Genomic DNA, 13,322 nt, shown 5'->3' with positions numbered 1-13,322 from the left:
TTAGGCACGGCCATGGCATTGCCCAAAAATGCAGCGCCCCATTTCGTGCCGTCCCGCGCAAAGGCCGCATTAACCCGTCATTAGCAAATTGGCACGGCCCTTGCTGGTATGTCCCTGCACACCAATCAAGGGGGCGACATGAAACTTGTCATGGCTATCATCAAGCCGTTCAAGCTTGACGATGTCCGCGAGGCGCTGTCCTCGCTCGGCATCGCGGGAATGACGGTCAGCGAAGTGAAGGGCTTTGGTCGCCAGAAAGGCCAGACCGAAATCTATCGCGGCGCGGAATATTCCACCAACATGGTCCCGAAGATCAAGATCGAGGTGGTCTGCGACGACGATCTCGCGCCCCGCGTCGTGGAAGCGACTCAGGCGGCGGCCAACTCGGGCGCCATCGGCGATGGCAAGATCTTCGTCCTCGATGTGGGTCAGGCCGTGCGCATCCGCACCGGCGAGACCGGCGAAACCGCGCTGTAAGAAGGGGGGAATGATGACCTTTTCCAAGAAATTAGGCAGCGTGGCGGGGGCGACCGCCCTGACGCTCTTCGCTGCCCTGCCCGCCTGGGCGCAGGATGCCGCGGCGCCCGCCGCCACCGTCGACAAGGGCGACACCGCCTGGATGATGATCTCGACCGTTCTGGTTCTGGCGATGATCCTTCCCGGACTCGCCCTCTTCTACGGCGGTCTGGTCCGCACGAAGAACATGCTGTCGGTCATGACGCAGATCGGAGCGGTCGCGTGCCTCGCGATGCTGATCTGGGTGATATACGGCTATTCGATGGCGTTCGGCCCGGATTACACCAGCGGCCTTTCCAACTTCATCTCGACCTTCGACAAGGCGTTCCTGAAGGGCGTCACGCCCGCGTCGCAGGCCGCGACCTTCACCGCCGGCGTCGAAATTCCGGAATATGTGTTCATCTGCTTCCAGATGACCTTCGCGGCGATCACCGTCGCGCTGGTGCTGGGTTCGGTGGTCGAACGCATCAAATTCTCCGCCGTGATGGTCTTTGCCGCGATCTGGCTGACGATCGTCTACTTCCCGATCGCGCACATGGTCTGGGCGGCGAGCGGCCTGTTCTTCAAGGCTGGCGCGCTTGACTTCGCGGGCGGCACCGTGGTCCACATCAACGCGGGCGTTTCCGCGCTGGTCGCCGCGCTGATCCTCGGCAAGCGCCTCGGCTTCCCCAAGGAACCGATGGCTCCGCACAGCCTGACGCTGACGGGCGTGGGCACCGGCCTTCTGTGGGTCGGCTGGTTCGGCTTCAACGCGGGTTCGGCTCTGGAAGCCAATGGTTCGGCGGCTCTCGCCATGATCAACACCTTCGTCGCCACCGCTTCGGCCGCCCTGTTCTGGATGCTTGCCGAGCGTATCAACGGGCATAAGGGTTCGGCGCTGGGCTTCTGCTCGGGCATCGTCGCGGGCCTCGTCGCCGTCACTCCGGCAGCGGGCAACTCCGGCCCGTTCGGCGCCATCGTGCTCGGCGCGGTCGCTTCGATCATCTGCTTCTACGCCGTCACCGTCCTCAAGCCGAAGCTCGGCTATGACGACAGCCTCGACGCCTTCGGCATCCACGGCATCGGCGGCATGGTCGGCGCAATCGGCACCGCGGTCGTCTACGCACCCAGCCTCGGCGGCCCCGGCGCTGCGGACTATGACATGGCTGCCAAGCTGATCGTCCAGATCGAAGCTGTCGCCACGACCATCGTCTGGGCGTCGATCGGCACTGCCATCGCCATCTTCATCGCCAAGGCCGTCACCGGCCTGCGGGTCAGCCAGGAGGTCGAATATGAAGGCCTCGACCTCGGCGAACATGGCGAGCGCGCCTACAACCCGTAAGTTTTCACCATTGGGCCGGGCGGCGATCATGCCGCCCCGCCCCTCACGATGTTCCTCCTGCGAACATGCCTGGGGTCGATGCGAAAGCATCGGCCCCTTTTTTCGGATGTCAGCGCGGGCGGGTCCAGAGCTTAGCCGGCCGCGGCGTCGCAGAGGGCCAGCGGCGCGCGCGGCCGATGACCTGCATTCCCGCTTTCACGACCCAGCCGAGCTTCTCGCGCTTTGGCGTCACGACCCGGTCGTCCCATGCCGCCCCGCCCCGGCGCGCGACTTCGCGGGCAATGTCGCCATAGATGCCCGCCGCCGCCAGCACCGCCCACGCGGCCCTCGGCGGCAGCGCGCCGGTGCCGTGCCGCGCACTCTCCTCATAGGCCGCCGCCATCGCCGCCAGCCGCCGTCCGAGCAGCGTCAGCCGGGGCCGCGCCTCCCGCGTCATCAGGGCAGCGGGCGTCAGATCCATCTCCGCCATCCAGTCAGCAGGCAGATAGCATCGCCCGGCCGCCGCATCCTCGCCAATGTCGCGCGCGATATTGGCAAGCTGAAACGCCAGCCCCAGATCGCAGGCCCGGTCCAGCGTCGCCTCATCTGCGGGATCGACTCCCATCAGCACCGCCATCATGCACCCGACCGCGCCTGCCACATGGTAACAGTAGCGCAGCAGATCAGCTTCGCTCACCGGTCGCCAATCTTCCGCGTCGAGCGCGAATCCGTCGATCAGGTCATGGGCATATCTGGCCGGAATCCCGCACTCCCGCATCACGAGGCCAAAGCCGTCGAACGCCGGATCGCCGGTCGCCTCCCCCCGCAGCGCCGCGTCGGTCCGCGCGCGCATGTCGGCGAGCCGGGCGGGGCCATCGGTCACGCCCGACAGCGCGCCGCCATGGTCCTGTCCATCGGCAATATCGTCGCATTTGCGGCACCATGCATAGAGCAGCCACGCCCGCTCGCGCGTCTCCGCATCGAACAGCTTCGAGGCCATGGCAAAGCTCTTCGAGCCGCGCGCGATGCTGTCGCGCGCATGGGCGACGAGAGCGGTTCGGTCGAGGATGGCGGCATCGGTCATTGGGGATTCCATGCCCTCCCCCGCTCCCCGCGTCGAGGACTTACAGCCGCTCCGCCTTCATGGCGAAGATCGTCTCGTGCGGCTGATAGGCCGCCATGGCGTCCACCAGCGCCTCGATCCCGTCCGCATGGATCAGGATGCCCGCATGTTGCGCGCGGATGAAACCCGCCTCCACCATCTGCCGGTTGAAGCCGATAAGCTGGTCGTAGAAACCCGCGACGTTGAGCAGGCCGACAGGCTTGGTGTGATAGCCCAGTTGCGCCCAACTGATCGCTTCCCACAGTTCGTCCATCGTGCCGACCCCGCCGGGCAGCGTCACGAAGCCGTCCGACAGGTCGGTGAACATCTGCTTGCGCTGGTGCATCGTGTCGACGACATGCAGCTCCGTGCAGCCTTTGTGCGCGACTTCCGCGCCGACCAGCGCCTGCGGAATGACGCCGATCACCTCGCCGCCCGCCTCCAGCGCCGCATCGGCGACCGCCCCCATGAGGCCCAGGCGCCCGCCGCCATAGACGACGCCGATCCCCCGCCGCGCCAGCGTCCGCCCGACATGGCGCGCCGCATCGACATAGGTGAGGTCGGCGGGCGTCGCCGATCCGCAGTAAACCGCCAGTCTCTTCATCTACATCCTGCCAAGGTCGTCCAGCATCAACGCCGCGGTCGCCTTGGCGCTGCCCACCACGCCGGGGATGCCCGCGCCCGGATGGGTGCCGGCCCCTACCAGATAGAGGTTGGGGATCACATCGTCGCGATTATGCGCACGGAAGAAAGCGCTTTGCGTCAGCAGCGGCTCCAGGCTGAAGGCGCTGCCCATATGCGCCGCCAGATCGCGCCCGAAATCGCGCGGGGTATAATGAAACTGCGTCACGATGCGCGATCGGATGTCGGGGATCAGGCGGTGCTGGATTTCGTCCAGAATGCGTTCGGCATAGGCGGGCGCGAACTGTTCCCAGTCGATCGGCAGCTTGCCCATATGCGGCACCGGTGCCAGCGCGTAGAAAGTCGAATGCCCCTCCGGTGCCATCGACGGATCGGTGACGGTCGGGTGATGCAGGTAGAGCGAGAAATCCTGCGGCAACACGCCATGATCGTAAATGTCGGTCAGCAGCCCTTCATATCGCGGCCCAAACAGGATCATGTGGTGCGGGATGCCCGGCCAGCTCCCCTTGATACCGAAATGCAGGACGAAGAGGCTGGGCGACCAGCGCTTGCGCGCCAGTTTCTCGCCCTGCTTCTGCCCGCGCGGATGGTGCGCCAGCAGGTCGCGATAGCTGTGCATCAGGTCGCCGTTGGTCGCGACCGCATCGGCCTCCGCGCGCCAGCCCGACGCGGTGTGGACCCCCGTCGCCCGGTCGCCATAGGTTTCGATCCGCGTCACCGGATCGCCCAGCCGCATGACGCCGCCCAGCCGCTCGAAATGCGTGGCCATGCCCTGCACCAGCCGGTTGGTGCCGCCCTTCGCGAACCAGACGCCGCCGTCCTTCTCCAGCTTGTGAATGAGGGCGTAGATCGAACTGGTCTTCATCGGATTGCCGCCGACCAGCAGCGTGTGGAACGACAGCGCCTCGCGCAGTTTCTCGTTCTTCACGAAGGACGCGACCATCGAATAGACCGACCGCCACGCCTGATATTTGGCGAGCGCGGGCGCGGCCTTGATCATCGAGGCGAAGTCGAGGAACGCCGCCGAACCGAGCTTGCGATAACCTTCCTCGAACACGCCCGCCGAATAATCGAGGAAGCGCTCGTAGCCGGTCACATCGTTGGGATCGAGCCGGGCGATCTCGGCGCGCAGTTGCGCTTCGTCGTTGGAATAATCGAAATTGGTGCCGTCCCGCCAGTTGAGGCGATAAAAGGGCATGACCGGCATCAGCGTCACGTCCTGCGCCATGTCGTGCCCCGACAGCCGCCACAGCTCCGACAGGCAGTCGGGATCGGTGACGACCGTGGGACCGGCGTCGAAGGTGAAACCGTCCTTCTCCCACACATAGGCGCGCCCGCCGGGCCGGTCGCGCGCCTCGACCAGCGTGGTCTGGACGCCTGCGGACTGGAGGCGGATGGCCAGCGCCAGCCCGCCGAAGCCCGCGCCGATGACGATGGCGGTTCTGGACATCAGGCGGGCGGGTTCAACAATGTGCGCATGGCGCTCCTTATGGGGACCGGGGGCTTGCCGCACAAGATGCGCAAACGGTCAGTCAGGGTCGAACGCCCGGCATAGAAACGCTGGATCAGCGCCGGGTCGAGTCGGTAGAAGCGCTCGAAGATGCGCCAGCGCCGGTCGGGGAGCGCTGCGCCGAACAGCATCCTGCCCAGCATCCGGTAATAGCCGCCCCGCCGCCAGTGCGCTTTCGCATAGGCGCGCGTCGCGCGGGGCAGGTCATTGAGCGGCTGATCGACGACCCACATGGCGAAGCGGACGGCGTCGGGCAGGGAATAGCCGGTCATCGGCTGGAACAGCCCGGCGCGCACGCCCGCCCGGGCCACGGGGTCGTCCTTTGGCCAGTAGCGGTCGAAATCGCCGCCATGAACGACCGGCAAAACCCCTTCCTCGCGATGCACCACCTCATGCCGCCAGCCCTGACCGGCGGCGTAGGCGGCGATACGTGCGTCGATGGCCGCGACGTCGAGATCGGGCGTGTCGCTATAATAGGTATCCTCGACGAACAGGGTCCGCTCGTCCCATGGGAGGAGGTAGACGAAGCGGTATCCGTCGATCTGCTCCACGGTCGCATCCATGATGACGGGGCGGTCGATGCCGTGGGGCGCTTCGCAGCGCAGGGCATGGCCGACGAACTTCTGCCAGCCGCAGCGCAGCGCGCTCAGGTCGCCCGCCCCCCGCGCGTCGATGACAGCCTTCGCCCCGATCGCGCGGCCATCGGCCAGAGTCACAGCACGGGACGTGACCCCGCTGACCGGCGCCTGGGTCAGCAGCCGGTCGCCCAGCGCCCGTTCAAGTGCGACAGCGAAGTGGACAGATGTCACGCTGTTATAAGGGGTGTCGAGTCGGCGGCCATGGCCCGGAAAGCGCACTTCATGCCCCTGCGGCCAGCGGTGCGCCACCAGCGGATCGACCAGCCAGCGATGCTCGCGCGCCACATCGCCATCGAAGAAGGACCAGATATGGTTGCCTCCGGGCCGTTCCCCCGCCTCGACCAGCAGCAGCCGGACCTCGGGCCGCAGCGCCGCGAACGCCAGCGCGATCAGCCCGCCCGCCAGCCCGCCGCCCACGATGACGAGGTCGTGCTCCATGTCCATTTCACGCTGGTAGGGGAAGCGGCGCGCCAAAGGAACCTCCCTTGCGGACATGCTTGCCCGCACAATGCATATAGTATAGGGGGGTATATTATGCATATTGTGGCTGACAGGGACAAATTGCTGGCGCGGGTCCGCCGGATCGCGGGACAGGTGGCGGCGGTCGAACGGCAACTGGCGGGCGACGCCGGCTGCTCCGAAACGCTGCAACTGGTCGCTTCGGTCAGGGGCGCGGTCGGCAGCCTGATGGAGGAGCTGATCGACCAGCATATGCGCGAGCATGTCGCCCGCCCCGGCCTGTCTGACGAAGCGCGCGCCGCCGCCAGCGAAGAAATGCTGGCGCTCATCCGCCGTTACGGGAAGTGACGATGCACGACCATCATCATGACGGCCATGATCACCATGACCATGATCACGACCATGCCGCAAAAAGCGGTGCACCTGTCTACATCGCTGCCTCAGATGAGGGCGAGCAGGCCCATTATTTCGACCATATTTACCTGACCGCCGGGCATGACCGGAATGCGCGGCGGACACTCTGGGTGCTGTGGCTGACCGCCGCGACGATGGTGGTGGAAATCGCTTTCGGCTGGCTCAGCGGGTCGATGGCGCTGCTGGCGGACGGTTTTCACATGGCGACCCATGCCGGTGCCATGGCGGTCGCTGCAGCCGCCTATCACTACGCCCGCAAACATGCGCGCAACGCCCGCTTCACCTTCGGCACGGGCAAGGTCGGCGATCTGGCCGGTTTCGCATCGGCGCTGGTGCTGGCGATCACCGCCATATTGATCGCGGTCGAATCGGGCGTCCGCCTGTTCCAGCCGGTCGAGGTCGCATTCGGCGAGGCGGCGCTGGTCGCGGTGATCGGCCTGCTCGTCAACATCGCCAGCGCCTTCATGCTGGGCCACGATCACAGCCATGACCATGGCGATGGGCACGGCCATTCCCACACCGACAACAATCTGCGCGCCGCCTATGTCCATGTGCTGACCGATGCACTGACTTCGGTGCTGGCCATCGCGGCGCTGGTGGCGGGCTATTATCTGAACTGGTGGTGGATGGACCCGGCGGTCGGCCTGCTCGGCTCCGTCGTGATCGGCAAATGGGCGTGGGATCTGATGAAGGACACCGCCGCCATCCTGCTCGACACGGCGGAACCCGTCCTGATGGCGCGGATCAAGGATGAAGTCGAAACGCTGGGCGGCACGATCCGCGACCTGCATGTCTGGCGCATCGGTCCCCATGCCCATGCCGCGATCGTCAGCCTTGCCGCCGGTGCGGACGCGCCAGCGATCCGGCAGCGCATCGGCGCTCTCCCCCGCATGGCGCACGTCACCGTGGAATGCCACTAGAAGCTAGGGCCGCACGTCCCAGCGCACAAGCCGGACCGCGCCGTCCGTCACTTCCAGCTCACCAAACGCACCCGTCCGCAGCTTGAGCGTCGCCGCCGGAATGCCCGCCGCGATCAGAGCAAAGCGGGCGGCTCCGTTGCTGGTGACAAGAAGGTCGACGCCACCGCCCCCTTCGGCGAAGAAAGCGCGCCACCCGACAATGCGCGCGTCTGTATCCACGATCCAGCCGGGCGGAGCGACACCATATTCGTCCCAGTCCGCAATGGCCTGCGCTCCGATGCGGGCGACCACTTCGTTTTCGGGGCGGCCCTCATCCGGTCCATGGTCGATTTCGCTCAGCCAGTCCTTTGTGCCGTCCGGGCCGTGACCTGTGGCGTCGGCGATGGCCTGCGCGGTCTGGCGCGCGCGGAGCAGAGGGCTGGACAACAGGCGCTCAACGGCAAAAGGCTGAGCAGCGAACCATGCCGCGAGCTGCCGCGCCTGCGCATGGCCGCTTTCGACCAGCGGGATGTCGGTGCGACACCCGATACGGCGCGCCTCGGTGCCGCTGGCGAAGGTGTTGCCGTGGCGGATGACGAAGATGCGGCGCATCAGAGCGGCGGCGTCGGATCGCCATGGCGCGCGATCAGCGCTTCGACCCGCGCAATGTCGGCTTCGGTGTCGATGCCGCTGCTGTCGAACGCGGGCGGATCGACCGCGACTGTCATGACCGGGATGCCGAGTTCCAGCAGGCGAAGCTGCTCCAGCCCCTCCCACTGTTCCAGCGCGGTCGGCGGGCACGCCTCGAACCGGCGTAGCGCGTCGAGACCATAGCCGTAAAGACCGATATGCCGCCAGACCGGCGACAGCCGCCCGGTTGCCCGCAGCCCGTCCTCGTCGCGGATCGCCGGGATGATCGTCTTTGAGAACCAGTAAGCGCGGCCATCGGTCGCGCGGGCGCAGGTCGTTCCGCTGAAGGGCGAGCGCGTCTTGTGATCGCGCAGCGCGTCGAGCGCATCCCAGTCGAGGTTGATGACCGGCGTCGCTACCTGCGCGCCCGCCCGCAGAGCCGCGATGACAGCCGCCAGCGCGCCCTGCGGCTGGAACGGCGAGTCGCCCTGAAGATTGACGACGAACTCCGGGAGCACGGGCTGCGCCAGCGCGGCGGCGAGCGCCCGGCCCGATCCGGTGGCAATGGCGCTGTCGGTCATCGCCGCATCGCAGCCCGCGGCCCGCGCATGATCGGCGATTTCGTCATCGTCGGTCGCAACGATCAGCGCCACATCCGCCTGCTGCCCGATGGCGGCGCGCGCCATCGCGATGGTGCGGTGAAGCAGGGTCCGTCCCGCAATCGGGCGGAGCGGCTTGCGCGGCAGGCGGGACGACCCCGCCCGCGCGGGAATGACGACCAGAAGGCTCAGGCGACCCCGGCGTGCAGCAGGTCGTGCATATGCAGCGCCCCGACCAGCGCACCCTGTTCGCAGACGAAGAGCAGCATGATGTTCCGCTCATGCATCAGGCGGAGCGCTTCGGACGCCAGCTCATCGGGCGCAACGGCGAGCGGCATCTTGGTCATGAAGCGGCCCACCGCTTCGGTCAGATTCTGCTTGCCCGTGACGGTGCGGCGCAGGTCGCCATCGGTGAAGGCTCCGATCAGCCGCCCGTTGCGATCCACGACCGCCGTGCCGCCCAAACGCGCGCGCGTCATTTCGATGGTGGCGTCCAGCAGGGACGCGTCCTCACGCACCATCGGCATCTCGTCACCCGTGGCCATCAGTTCCGCAACCTTGACCAGTTGGGCGCCCAGACGGCCGTTAGGATGGAATTTGTGGAAGTCGTCAGCGGAAAAGCCCCGCATCTCCATCAGCGCGATCGCCAGCGCATCGCCGAACGCCATCTGCACCGTGGTCGAAGTCGTCGGCGCCAGCGCGTTGGGGCATGCCTCCTCGATTTCAGGCATCAGCAGGCCATAGTCGGCGGCCTGCGCCACCGTGCTCTGCGGCTGAGCGGTCATCGCCGCCAGCGGGATGCCGAAGCGTTTGCAATATTGGATGATCGGCCCGAGTTCGGTCGATTCGCCGGAGTGGGAGAGCATCAGGACGACATCGTCGGGCGTAATCATGCCCAGGTCGCCATGACCCGCGTCGGCGGGATGCAGAAAGATCGCAGGCGTGCCGGTCGAGGTGAGAGTCGCGGTCATCTTGCGCGCGACGATGCCGCTCTTGCCGATGCCGGTCACGATCACGCGGCCGCGAACCTGCATGATGACGCCGATAACCCGAAGGAAGGTGGAGGCGAAGTCCCGATCCTCGAACCGGGCTTCCAGCGCCGCCAATCCCGCAGCCGCGAGGGAAAGACTGCGGCAGGCGCTTTGCACGATGCGTCCGCCCGATCCGAACGGGACGACTTTCGAAACTGATGTCGACACAGCTTAGCCCTTTTTTCCGCCTCCTTCCCGAATTTCGGTCAGACTGCGGCGACGATCCATCGCGTTCGATGTGCCGTCCTTCTTTTTGTTGCGCGACCCCCCGGCCGGTCCCAACCAGCTTGAGCGAAGGCTTACGCCCTTTCCGGAGACAAAGGCAATCTGTTTTGCAGCTGCGAAATCATTTTTTGGCTATCGACAGAAATGTCTGGAAATAAAGAGTTAGGCCGGTCCCGTGGCGCGACGAACGGCGGAACAATTACAGTGTTCGGTGTAACTCATCTACCCATAAGCGTTCGTCACCGAGCCGCTATTTAGCCTTTCCCTAATCTTTGCGGTCTAGACGGGAGGCATGGACATGGCTTCTCCTCCCACGCTGCCGCGTCGCGGCGTGCCTGCGCCCGTGCGCTGGCAGCAGCTTGCGTCCGCAGCCGCCGAAGCCAACGCCTTTTATGCGCCCGACATGCTGGCGCCCGCGCTGGCCCATCTCGCGCGCGAGGGCGAGGTGCATATGATCGAGGCATGGTCGGGCGAACAACTGATCGGCCTGCTTCCTCTCGTCTTGCGGTCGCGCCATGGCCGCCTGCCCCTTCGGTGCGTCGGCAACTGGATGCACCCGCACTGCTTCTTTGGCGCGCCGCTGCTGCTTGCAGGGCGCGAGCAGGAGGCATGGGCGCTCTTCCTCGACCAGCTCGACGCAGCGCCATGGGCCAGAGGCTTCCTTCATCTCGAAGGGATCGACGCCGCCGGTCCCAACGCTGCCGCCATCGAGGCGACATGCGTGACGCAGCGACGCGGCTGGCGGGAAATCCATCGCTATGAACGCGCCATGCTGCGTTCCGATCTGGATGCGGAGGACTACTGGACAGCACAGGTCCGGCCCAAGAAGCGCAAGGAACTCCGCCGCCTGCAAAAGCGGCTGGCGGATATGGGCGAGGTCGAGACGCGCCTGCTGGACGATCCCGCCGCGCTGCCCGACTGGTGCGAGGCATTTCTCGCGCTGGAGGCCGCCGGCTGGAAGGGCGCGAACGGCACTGCCATGGCGAACCGCCCCGACCATGCGAATTTCTTCAGGGATGCCTGCGCCGCCGCGCTGGATGGCGGCCGCCTGCACATGCTGCGCATGGATCTCGACGGCCGCGCCATCGCCATGCTGGTCAATTTCCGCCATCTCGACGGAGCCTTTTCGTTCAAGATCGCCATCGACGAAACGCTGGGCCGCTTTTCCCCTGGCGTGCTGATCGAGATCGCCAACCTTCATGCCGTGCAGGGCAATCCCGCTATCGCATGGATGGACAGTTGCGCCGCGCCCGACCATCCGATGATCGACAGCCTGTGGGCGGAGCGGCGGACCATCGTGCAATATCGCATCGCCCTGCGCGGCAGGGGTTTTGCCGGGCTGCAACGCCGCATCGCCTTCGCTATCGCAAACCAGGCCGAAACCCTTGCCCGACTGCTGAAAGGATTGCGATGACCGCCCATCGCCCGATCTCGCCCCCATCCGGCGCGGTCTTTCCGGCCGCCGCCCGCGCCCTCTTCGCGCAGGCCTATCCCGACCAGCCCGCAAAGCTGACGCACGGCATGGCCGGGCACCCCCTGCTGTCGCTGGACGCGCTGGCGACGCTGGCCGAGCGGATGCCCTCCGGAAGCGTCGAATATAATCTGGGCAAGCTGCCGCTCGGCGTCCGTCCCGAAGAAACGCCGTCGAACGGGCTGACGCTGGGCGAGACCATCCGCACCATAGAAAGCAACGGAAGCTGGGCCGTGCTCAAAAATGTCGAGCGCGATCCCGCCTACGCTTCGCTGCTCGACGGGGCGCTGGCGGAACTGGAACCCATTGTTGGGGAGAAAACCGGTCCGATGCTGCATCGGGAAGCCTTCATCTTCCTTTCTTCACCGGACAGCGTCACCCCGTTCCACATGGACCCGGAGCATAATATCCTGCTTCAGATCATGGGAACCAAGACCATGACTGTCTTCCCGGCCCGTGACGAGGAACTGGTGCCCGCGCAGAAGAGCGAGGAATTCCACGGCGGCGGCCATCGCAACCTCGTCTGGCAGGACGGGTTCAAGGCGCGCGGCACGGCGGTCACGCTGCTGCCGGGCGACGCCATCCATGTGCCGGTGAAAGCGCCGCACTTCGTCGAAAACGGTCCCACCGTGTCGGTCAGCCTGTCCGTCACATGGCGGTCGGATCGGAGCGTGGCGGAGGGCGAATTGCACAGCTTCAACGCGCTGCTGCGCCGTCGCGGCCTGCCGGTGGGGGCGGTGAGCGCCGCGCCGGAGCGGCAGGGACTGCGCCGCCTCGCCTACCGTGTCATGCGGAAGCTGGGCGCCTGAGGAGTCGGCGCAGCAGCGCTTCGGCTTCGAGGCGGGGGCTGAAACGCTCCAGCACCCACCATTCAAGCCCATCCTCGCAGGTGGAAAGGCTCTGCTTGTAGCGATCCCTGCCCGCGAGCAGCGAATAGCGGGCGAGGCCGCGCTCCGCATAATGGGCGACCGCTGCGGCGTGGCAGAGGAGGCCCGGCTTGTCCTTCGCCGTCACCGACTCTGCGAAGGCGGACTGATAGTTCATCGCAGCGCCAGCCTGCACGAAATTAACGAGCAGGCCGACGACGCCGTGGCTGTCCGTGAAGCGCAGCAGTTCAACCGAGCCATCGGCATGCCCCCGCGCCACGAGCGTCGCCACGAAGGCGCGAAAGGCCGCATCCTCCCACGCATTGTCGGCATGGCGACCGGCATTGAGCGCCGCCATTTCGGCAAGCCACGGCTCGATCATGTCGAGCGATGCCCGCTCCGCCTGCGGCCCCGATCCGCCGCGATCCTTCATCGCCCGGCGGATCTGACTGCGCGTGTTGGCGCTGACCAACGACAGATAATCGCCGCCCGCACCGCGCACGGCATCGAGGTCGATCTGGTAAACGGGCGAGGCATCGACCCGCGTTTTGCGGCGTGCGGGCAGGTCCAGCAGGGGCGATCCGGGCGCGATCCCGCTCAGGCGAAGGGCGCGCCAGTCCCTGCGGCGGGCCAGCGCGTCGATCGCGACAGCATAAGCCCCCGCCTCCTGCCTCCGCTCCACCAGCAGGCCATTATATTCGACATAGGGCCGGTCAGCCGCCGCTTCACCTGTCTGGTTGAGACTGATCGTGGCCACGCGCCCCAGCAGGCGTCGCTGCATCGCGTGGCCGACGAGCGCGAGCGCCACGTCCCTGCCCGCTTCATCTGTCACGGCAAGCAGTTCGGACTTTACCGCATAGCTGTCCAGCCACGCGCTGACCCAGGTCCAGCGCAGGAAGAAGGATGCGTCGCTCCGCGCTTCGAGCGCCTGCCAGCGCTGCGCCAGCGTTGCCCGGTCGGGCCGCGAAAAGCCTGCGGAAAATCCCATCGCGCCTCTTGTGGCAGAGGAGGCGGCGGGGT

Annotated in this window: 14 protein-coding genes; 6 read left to right on the top strand and 8 right to left on the bottom strand. The window is 66.4% G+C overall.

Annotated features, from left to right (window positions below; translation table 11 throughout):
• The first annotated feature begins 138 nt into the window (after positions 1-138).
• Entirely contained in the window at positions 139-477 is a 339-nt protein-coding gene (locus SAMIE_RS00350; RefSeq protein ID WP_004209785.1) for a P-II family nitrogen regulator, read from the top strand.
• 13 nt (positions 478-490) lie between these two features.
• Positions 491-1,837, top strand: a complete 1,347-nt coding sequence (locus SAMIE_RS00345) for an ammonium transporter (protein ID WP_066701304.1) — start codon at positions 491-493, stop codon at positions 1,835-1,837.
• 109 nt (positions 1,838-1,946) lie between these two features.
• On the opposite strand, the gene SAMIE_RS00340 is transcribed toward SAMIE_RS00345, so the two are convergent.
• From SAMIE_RS00340 to crtY, 4 genes are read right to left on the bottom strand one after another with little or no spacing between them, the layout of a single operon-like run.
• The gene (locus tag SAMIE_RS00340) at positions 1,947-2,900 is read right to left on the bottom strand and encodes a phytoene/squalene synthase family protein (RefSeq protein WP_083952539.1); all 954 of its coding nucleotides are present in this window, start codon (positions 2,898-2,900) and stop codon (positions 1,947-1,949) included.
• A 40-nt stretch (positions 2,901-2,940) separates the two neighbouring features.
• Complete coding sequence (locus SAMIE_RS00335) at positions 2,941-3,522, bottom strand: LOG family protein (protein WP_066701272.1); 582 nt, start codon at positions 3,520-3,522, stop codon at positions 2,941-2,943.
• Positions 3,523-5,010, bottom strand: a complete 1,488-nt coding sequence (locus SAMIE_RS00330) for a phytoene desaturase (protein ID WP_066701273.1) — start codon at positions 5,008-5,010, stop codon at positions 3,523-3,525.
• A complete protein-coding gene (crtY, locus tag SAMIE_RS00325; RefSeq protein ID WP_066701306.1) occupies positions 5,010-6,152 on the bottom strand; it encodes a lycopene beta-cyclase CrtY in 1,143 nt (380 codons plus the stop codon). The genes SAMIE_RS00330 and crtY overlap by 1 nt, the downstream gene beginning before the upstream one ends.
• Positions 6,153-6,242: 90 nt before the next feature.
• Here crtY and SAMIE_RS00320 point away from each other — a divergent pair, with 90 nt between their 5' ends.
• A complete protein-coding gene (locus tag SAMIE_RS00320; protein WP_066701274.1) occupies positions 6,243-6,515 on the top strand; it encodes a metal/formaldehyde-sensitive transcriptional repressor in 273 nt (90 codons plus the stop codon).
• Positions 6,516-6,517: 2 nt separating this feature from the next.
• Positions 6,518-7,501, top strand: coding sequence for a CDF family Co(II)/Ni(II) efflux transporter DmeF (dmeF, locus tag SAMIE_RS00315; protein WP_174522235.1), 984 nt, complete (start codon positions 6,518-6,520; stop codon positions 7,499-7,501).
• A gap of 3 nt (positions 7,502-7,504) precedes the next feature.
• Here dmeF and SAMIE_RS00310 read toward each other — a convergent pair whose 3' ends face one another.
• The 3 genes from SAMIE_RS00310 to SAMIE_RS00300 are packed head-to-tail and all read right to left on the bottom strand — an operon-like array spanning position 7,505 to position 9,857.
• A complete protein-coding gene (locus SAMIE_RS00310; RefSeq protein ID WP_066701276.1) occupies positions 7,505-8,092 on the bottom strand; it encodes a histidine phosphatase family protein in 588 nt (195 codons plus the stop codon).
• Complete coding sequence (locus SAMIE_RS00305; protein ID WP_083952540.1) at positions 8,092-8,892, bottom strand: 3-deoxy-manno-octulosonate cytidylyltransferase; 801 nt, start codon at positions 8,890-8,892, stop codon at positions 8,092-8,094. Before SAMIE_RS00305 ends, SAMIE_RS00310 begins: the two co-directional genes overlap by 1 nt.
• 5 nt (positions 8,893-8,897) lie before the next feature.
• Complete coding sequence (locus SAMIE_RS00300) at positions 8,898-9,857, bottom strand: KpsF/GutQ family sugar-phosphate isomerase (RefSeq protein ID WP_066701307.1); 960 nt, start codon at positions 9,855-9,857, stop codon at positions 8,898-8,900.
• Between the two features lie 400 nt (positions 9,858-10,257).
• Between SAMIE_RS00300 and SAMIE_RS00295 the strand changes: the two genes are divergently transcribed.
• Complete coding sequence (locus SAMIE_RS00295) at positions 10,258-11,379, top strand: GNAT family N-acetyltransferase (RefSeq protein ID WP_066701278.1); 1,122 nt, start codon at positions 10,258-10,260, stop codon at positions 11,377-11,379.
• On the top strand, positions 11,376-12,245 hold the full coding sequence (locus SAMIE_RS00290; protein ID WP_066701279.1) for a cupin-like domain-containing protein: 870 nt from the start codon (positions 11,376-11,378) through the stop codon (positions 12,243-12,245). The genes SAMIE_RS00295 and SAMIE_RS00290 overlap by 4 nt, the downstream gene beginning before the upstream one ends.
• Here the strand turns inward: SAMIE_RS00290 and SAMIE_RS00285 are convergent.
• Positions 12,223-13,290, bottom strand: a complete 1,068-nt coding sequence (locus tag SAMIE_RS00285) for a GNAT family N-acetyltransferase (RefSeq protein WP_066701280.1) — start codon at positions 13,288-13,290, stop codon at positions 12,223-12,225. The genes SAMIE_RS00290 and SAMIE_RS00285 overlap by 23 nt on opposite strands.
• Between the last annotated feature and the right edge of the window lie 32 nt (positions 13,291-13,322).

The sequence above is a fragment of the Sphingobium amiense genome, from assembly GCF_003967075.1.
In the GTDB taxonomy this organism is placed as follows: Bacteria; Pseudomonadota; Alphaproteobacteria; order Sphingomonadales; family Sphingomonadaceae; genus Sphingobium; species Sphingobium amiense.
This window is presented reverse-complemented; position numbering and strand designations above follow the sequence as displayed.

What these genes read in the sequence shown, in the direction of transcription:
- SAMIE_RS00310 (WP_066701276.1), bottom strand. Translation starts at nt 8,092, where the DNA reads ATGCGCCGCATCTTCGTCATCCGCCACGGCAACACCTTCGCCAGCGGC.
- SAMIE_RS00340 (WP_083952539.1), bottom strand. Translation starts at nt 2,900, where the DNA reads ATGACCGATGCCGCCATCCTCGACCGAACCGCTCTCGTCGCCCATGCG.
- crtY (WP_066701306.1), bottom strand. Translation starts at nt 6,152, where the DNA reads ATGGACATGGAGCACGACCTCGTCATCGTGGGCGGCGGGCTGGCGGGC.
- SAMIE_RS00290 (WP_066701279.1), top strand. Translation starts at nt 11,376, where the DNA reads ATGACCGCCCATCGCCCGATCTCGCCCCCATCCGGCGCGGTCTTTCCG.
- SAMIE_RS00350 (WP_004209785.1), top strand. Translation starts at nt 139, where the DNA reads ATGAAACTTGTCATGGCTATCATCAAGCCGTTCAAGCTTGACGATGTC.
- SAMIE_RS00295 (WP_066701278.1), top strand. Translation starts at nt 10,258, where the DNA reads ATGGACATGGCTTCTCCTCCCACGCTGCCGCGTCGCGGCGTGCCTGCG.
- SAMIE_RS00320 (WP_066701274.1), top strand. Translation starts at nt 6,243, where the DNA reads ATGCATATTGTGGCTGACAGGGACAAATTGCTGGCGCGGGTCCGCCGG.
- SAMIE_RS00345 (WP_066701304.1), top strand. Translation starts at nt 491, where the DNA reads ATGACCTTTTCCAAGAAATTAGGCAGCGTGGCGGGGGCGACCGCCCTG.
- dmeF (WP_174522235.1), top strand. Translation starts at nt 6,518, where the DNA reads ATGCACGACCATCATCATGACGGCCATGATCACCATGACCATGATCAC.
- SAMIE_RS00335 (WP_066701272.1), bottom strand. Translation starts at nt 3,522, where the DNA reads ATGAAGAGACTGGCGGTTTACTGCGGATCGGCGACGCCCGCCGACCTC.
- SAMIE_RS00285 (WP_066701280.1), bottom strand. Translation starts at nt 13,290, where the DNA reads ATGGGATTTTCCGCAGGCTTTTCGCGGCCCGACCGGGCAACGCTGGCG.
- SAMIE_RS00330 (WP_066701273.1), bottom strand. Translation starts at nt 5,010, where the DNA reads ATGTCCAGAACCGCCATCGTCATCGGCGCGGGCTTCGGCGGGCTGGCG.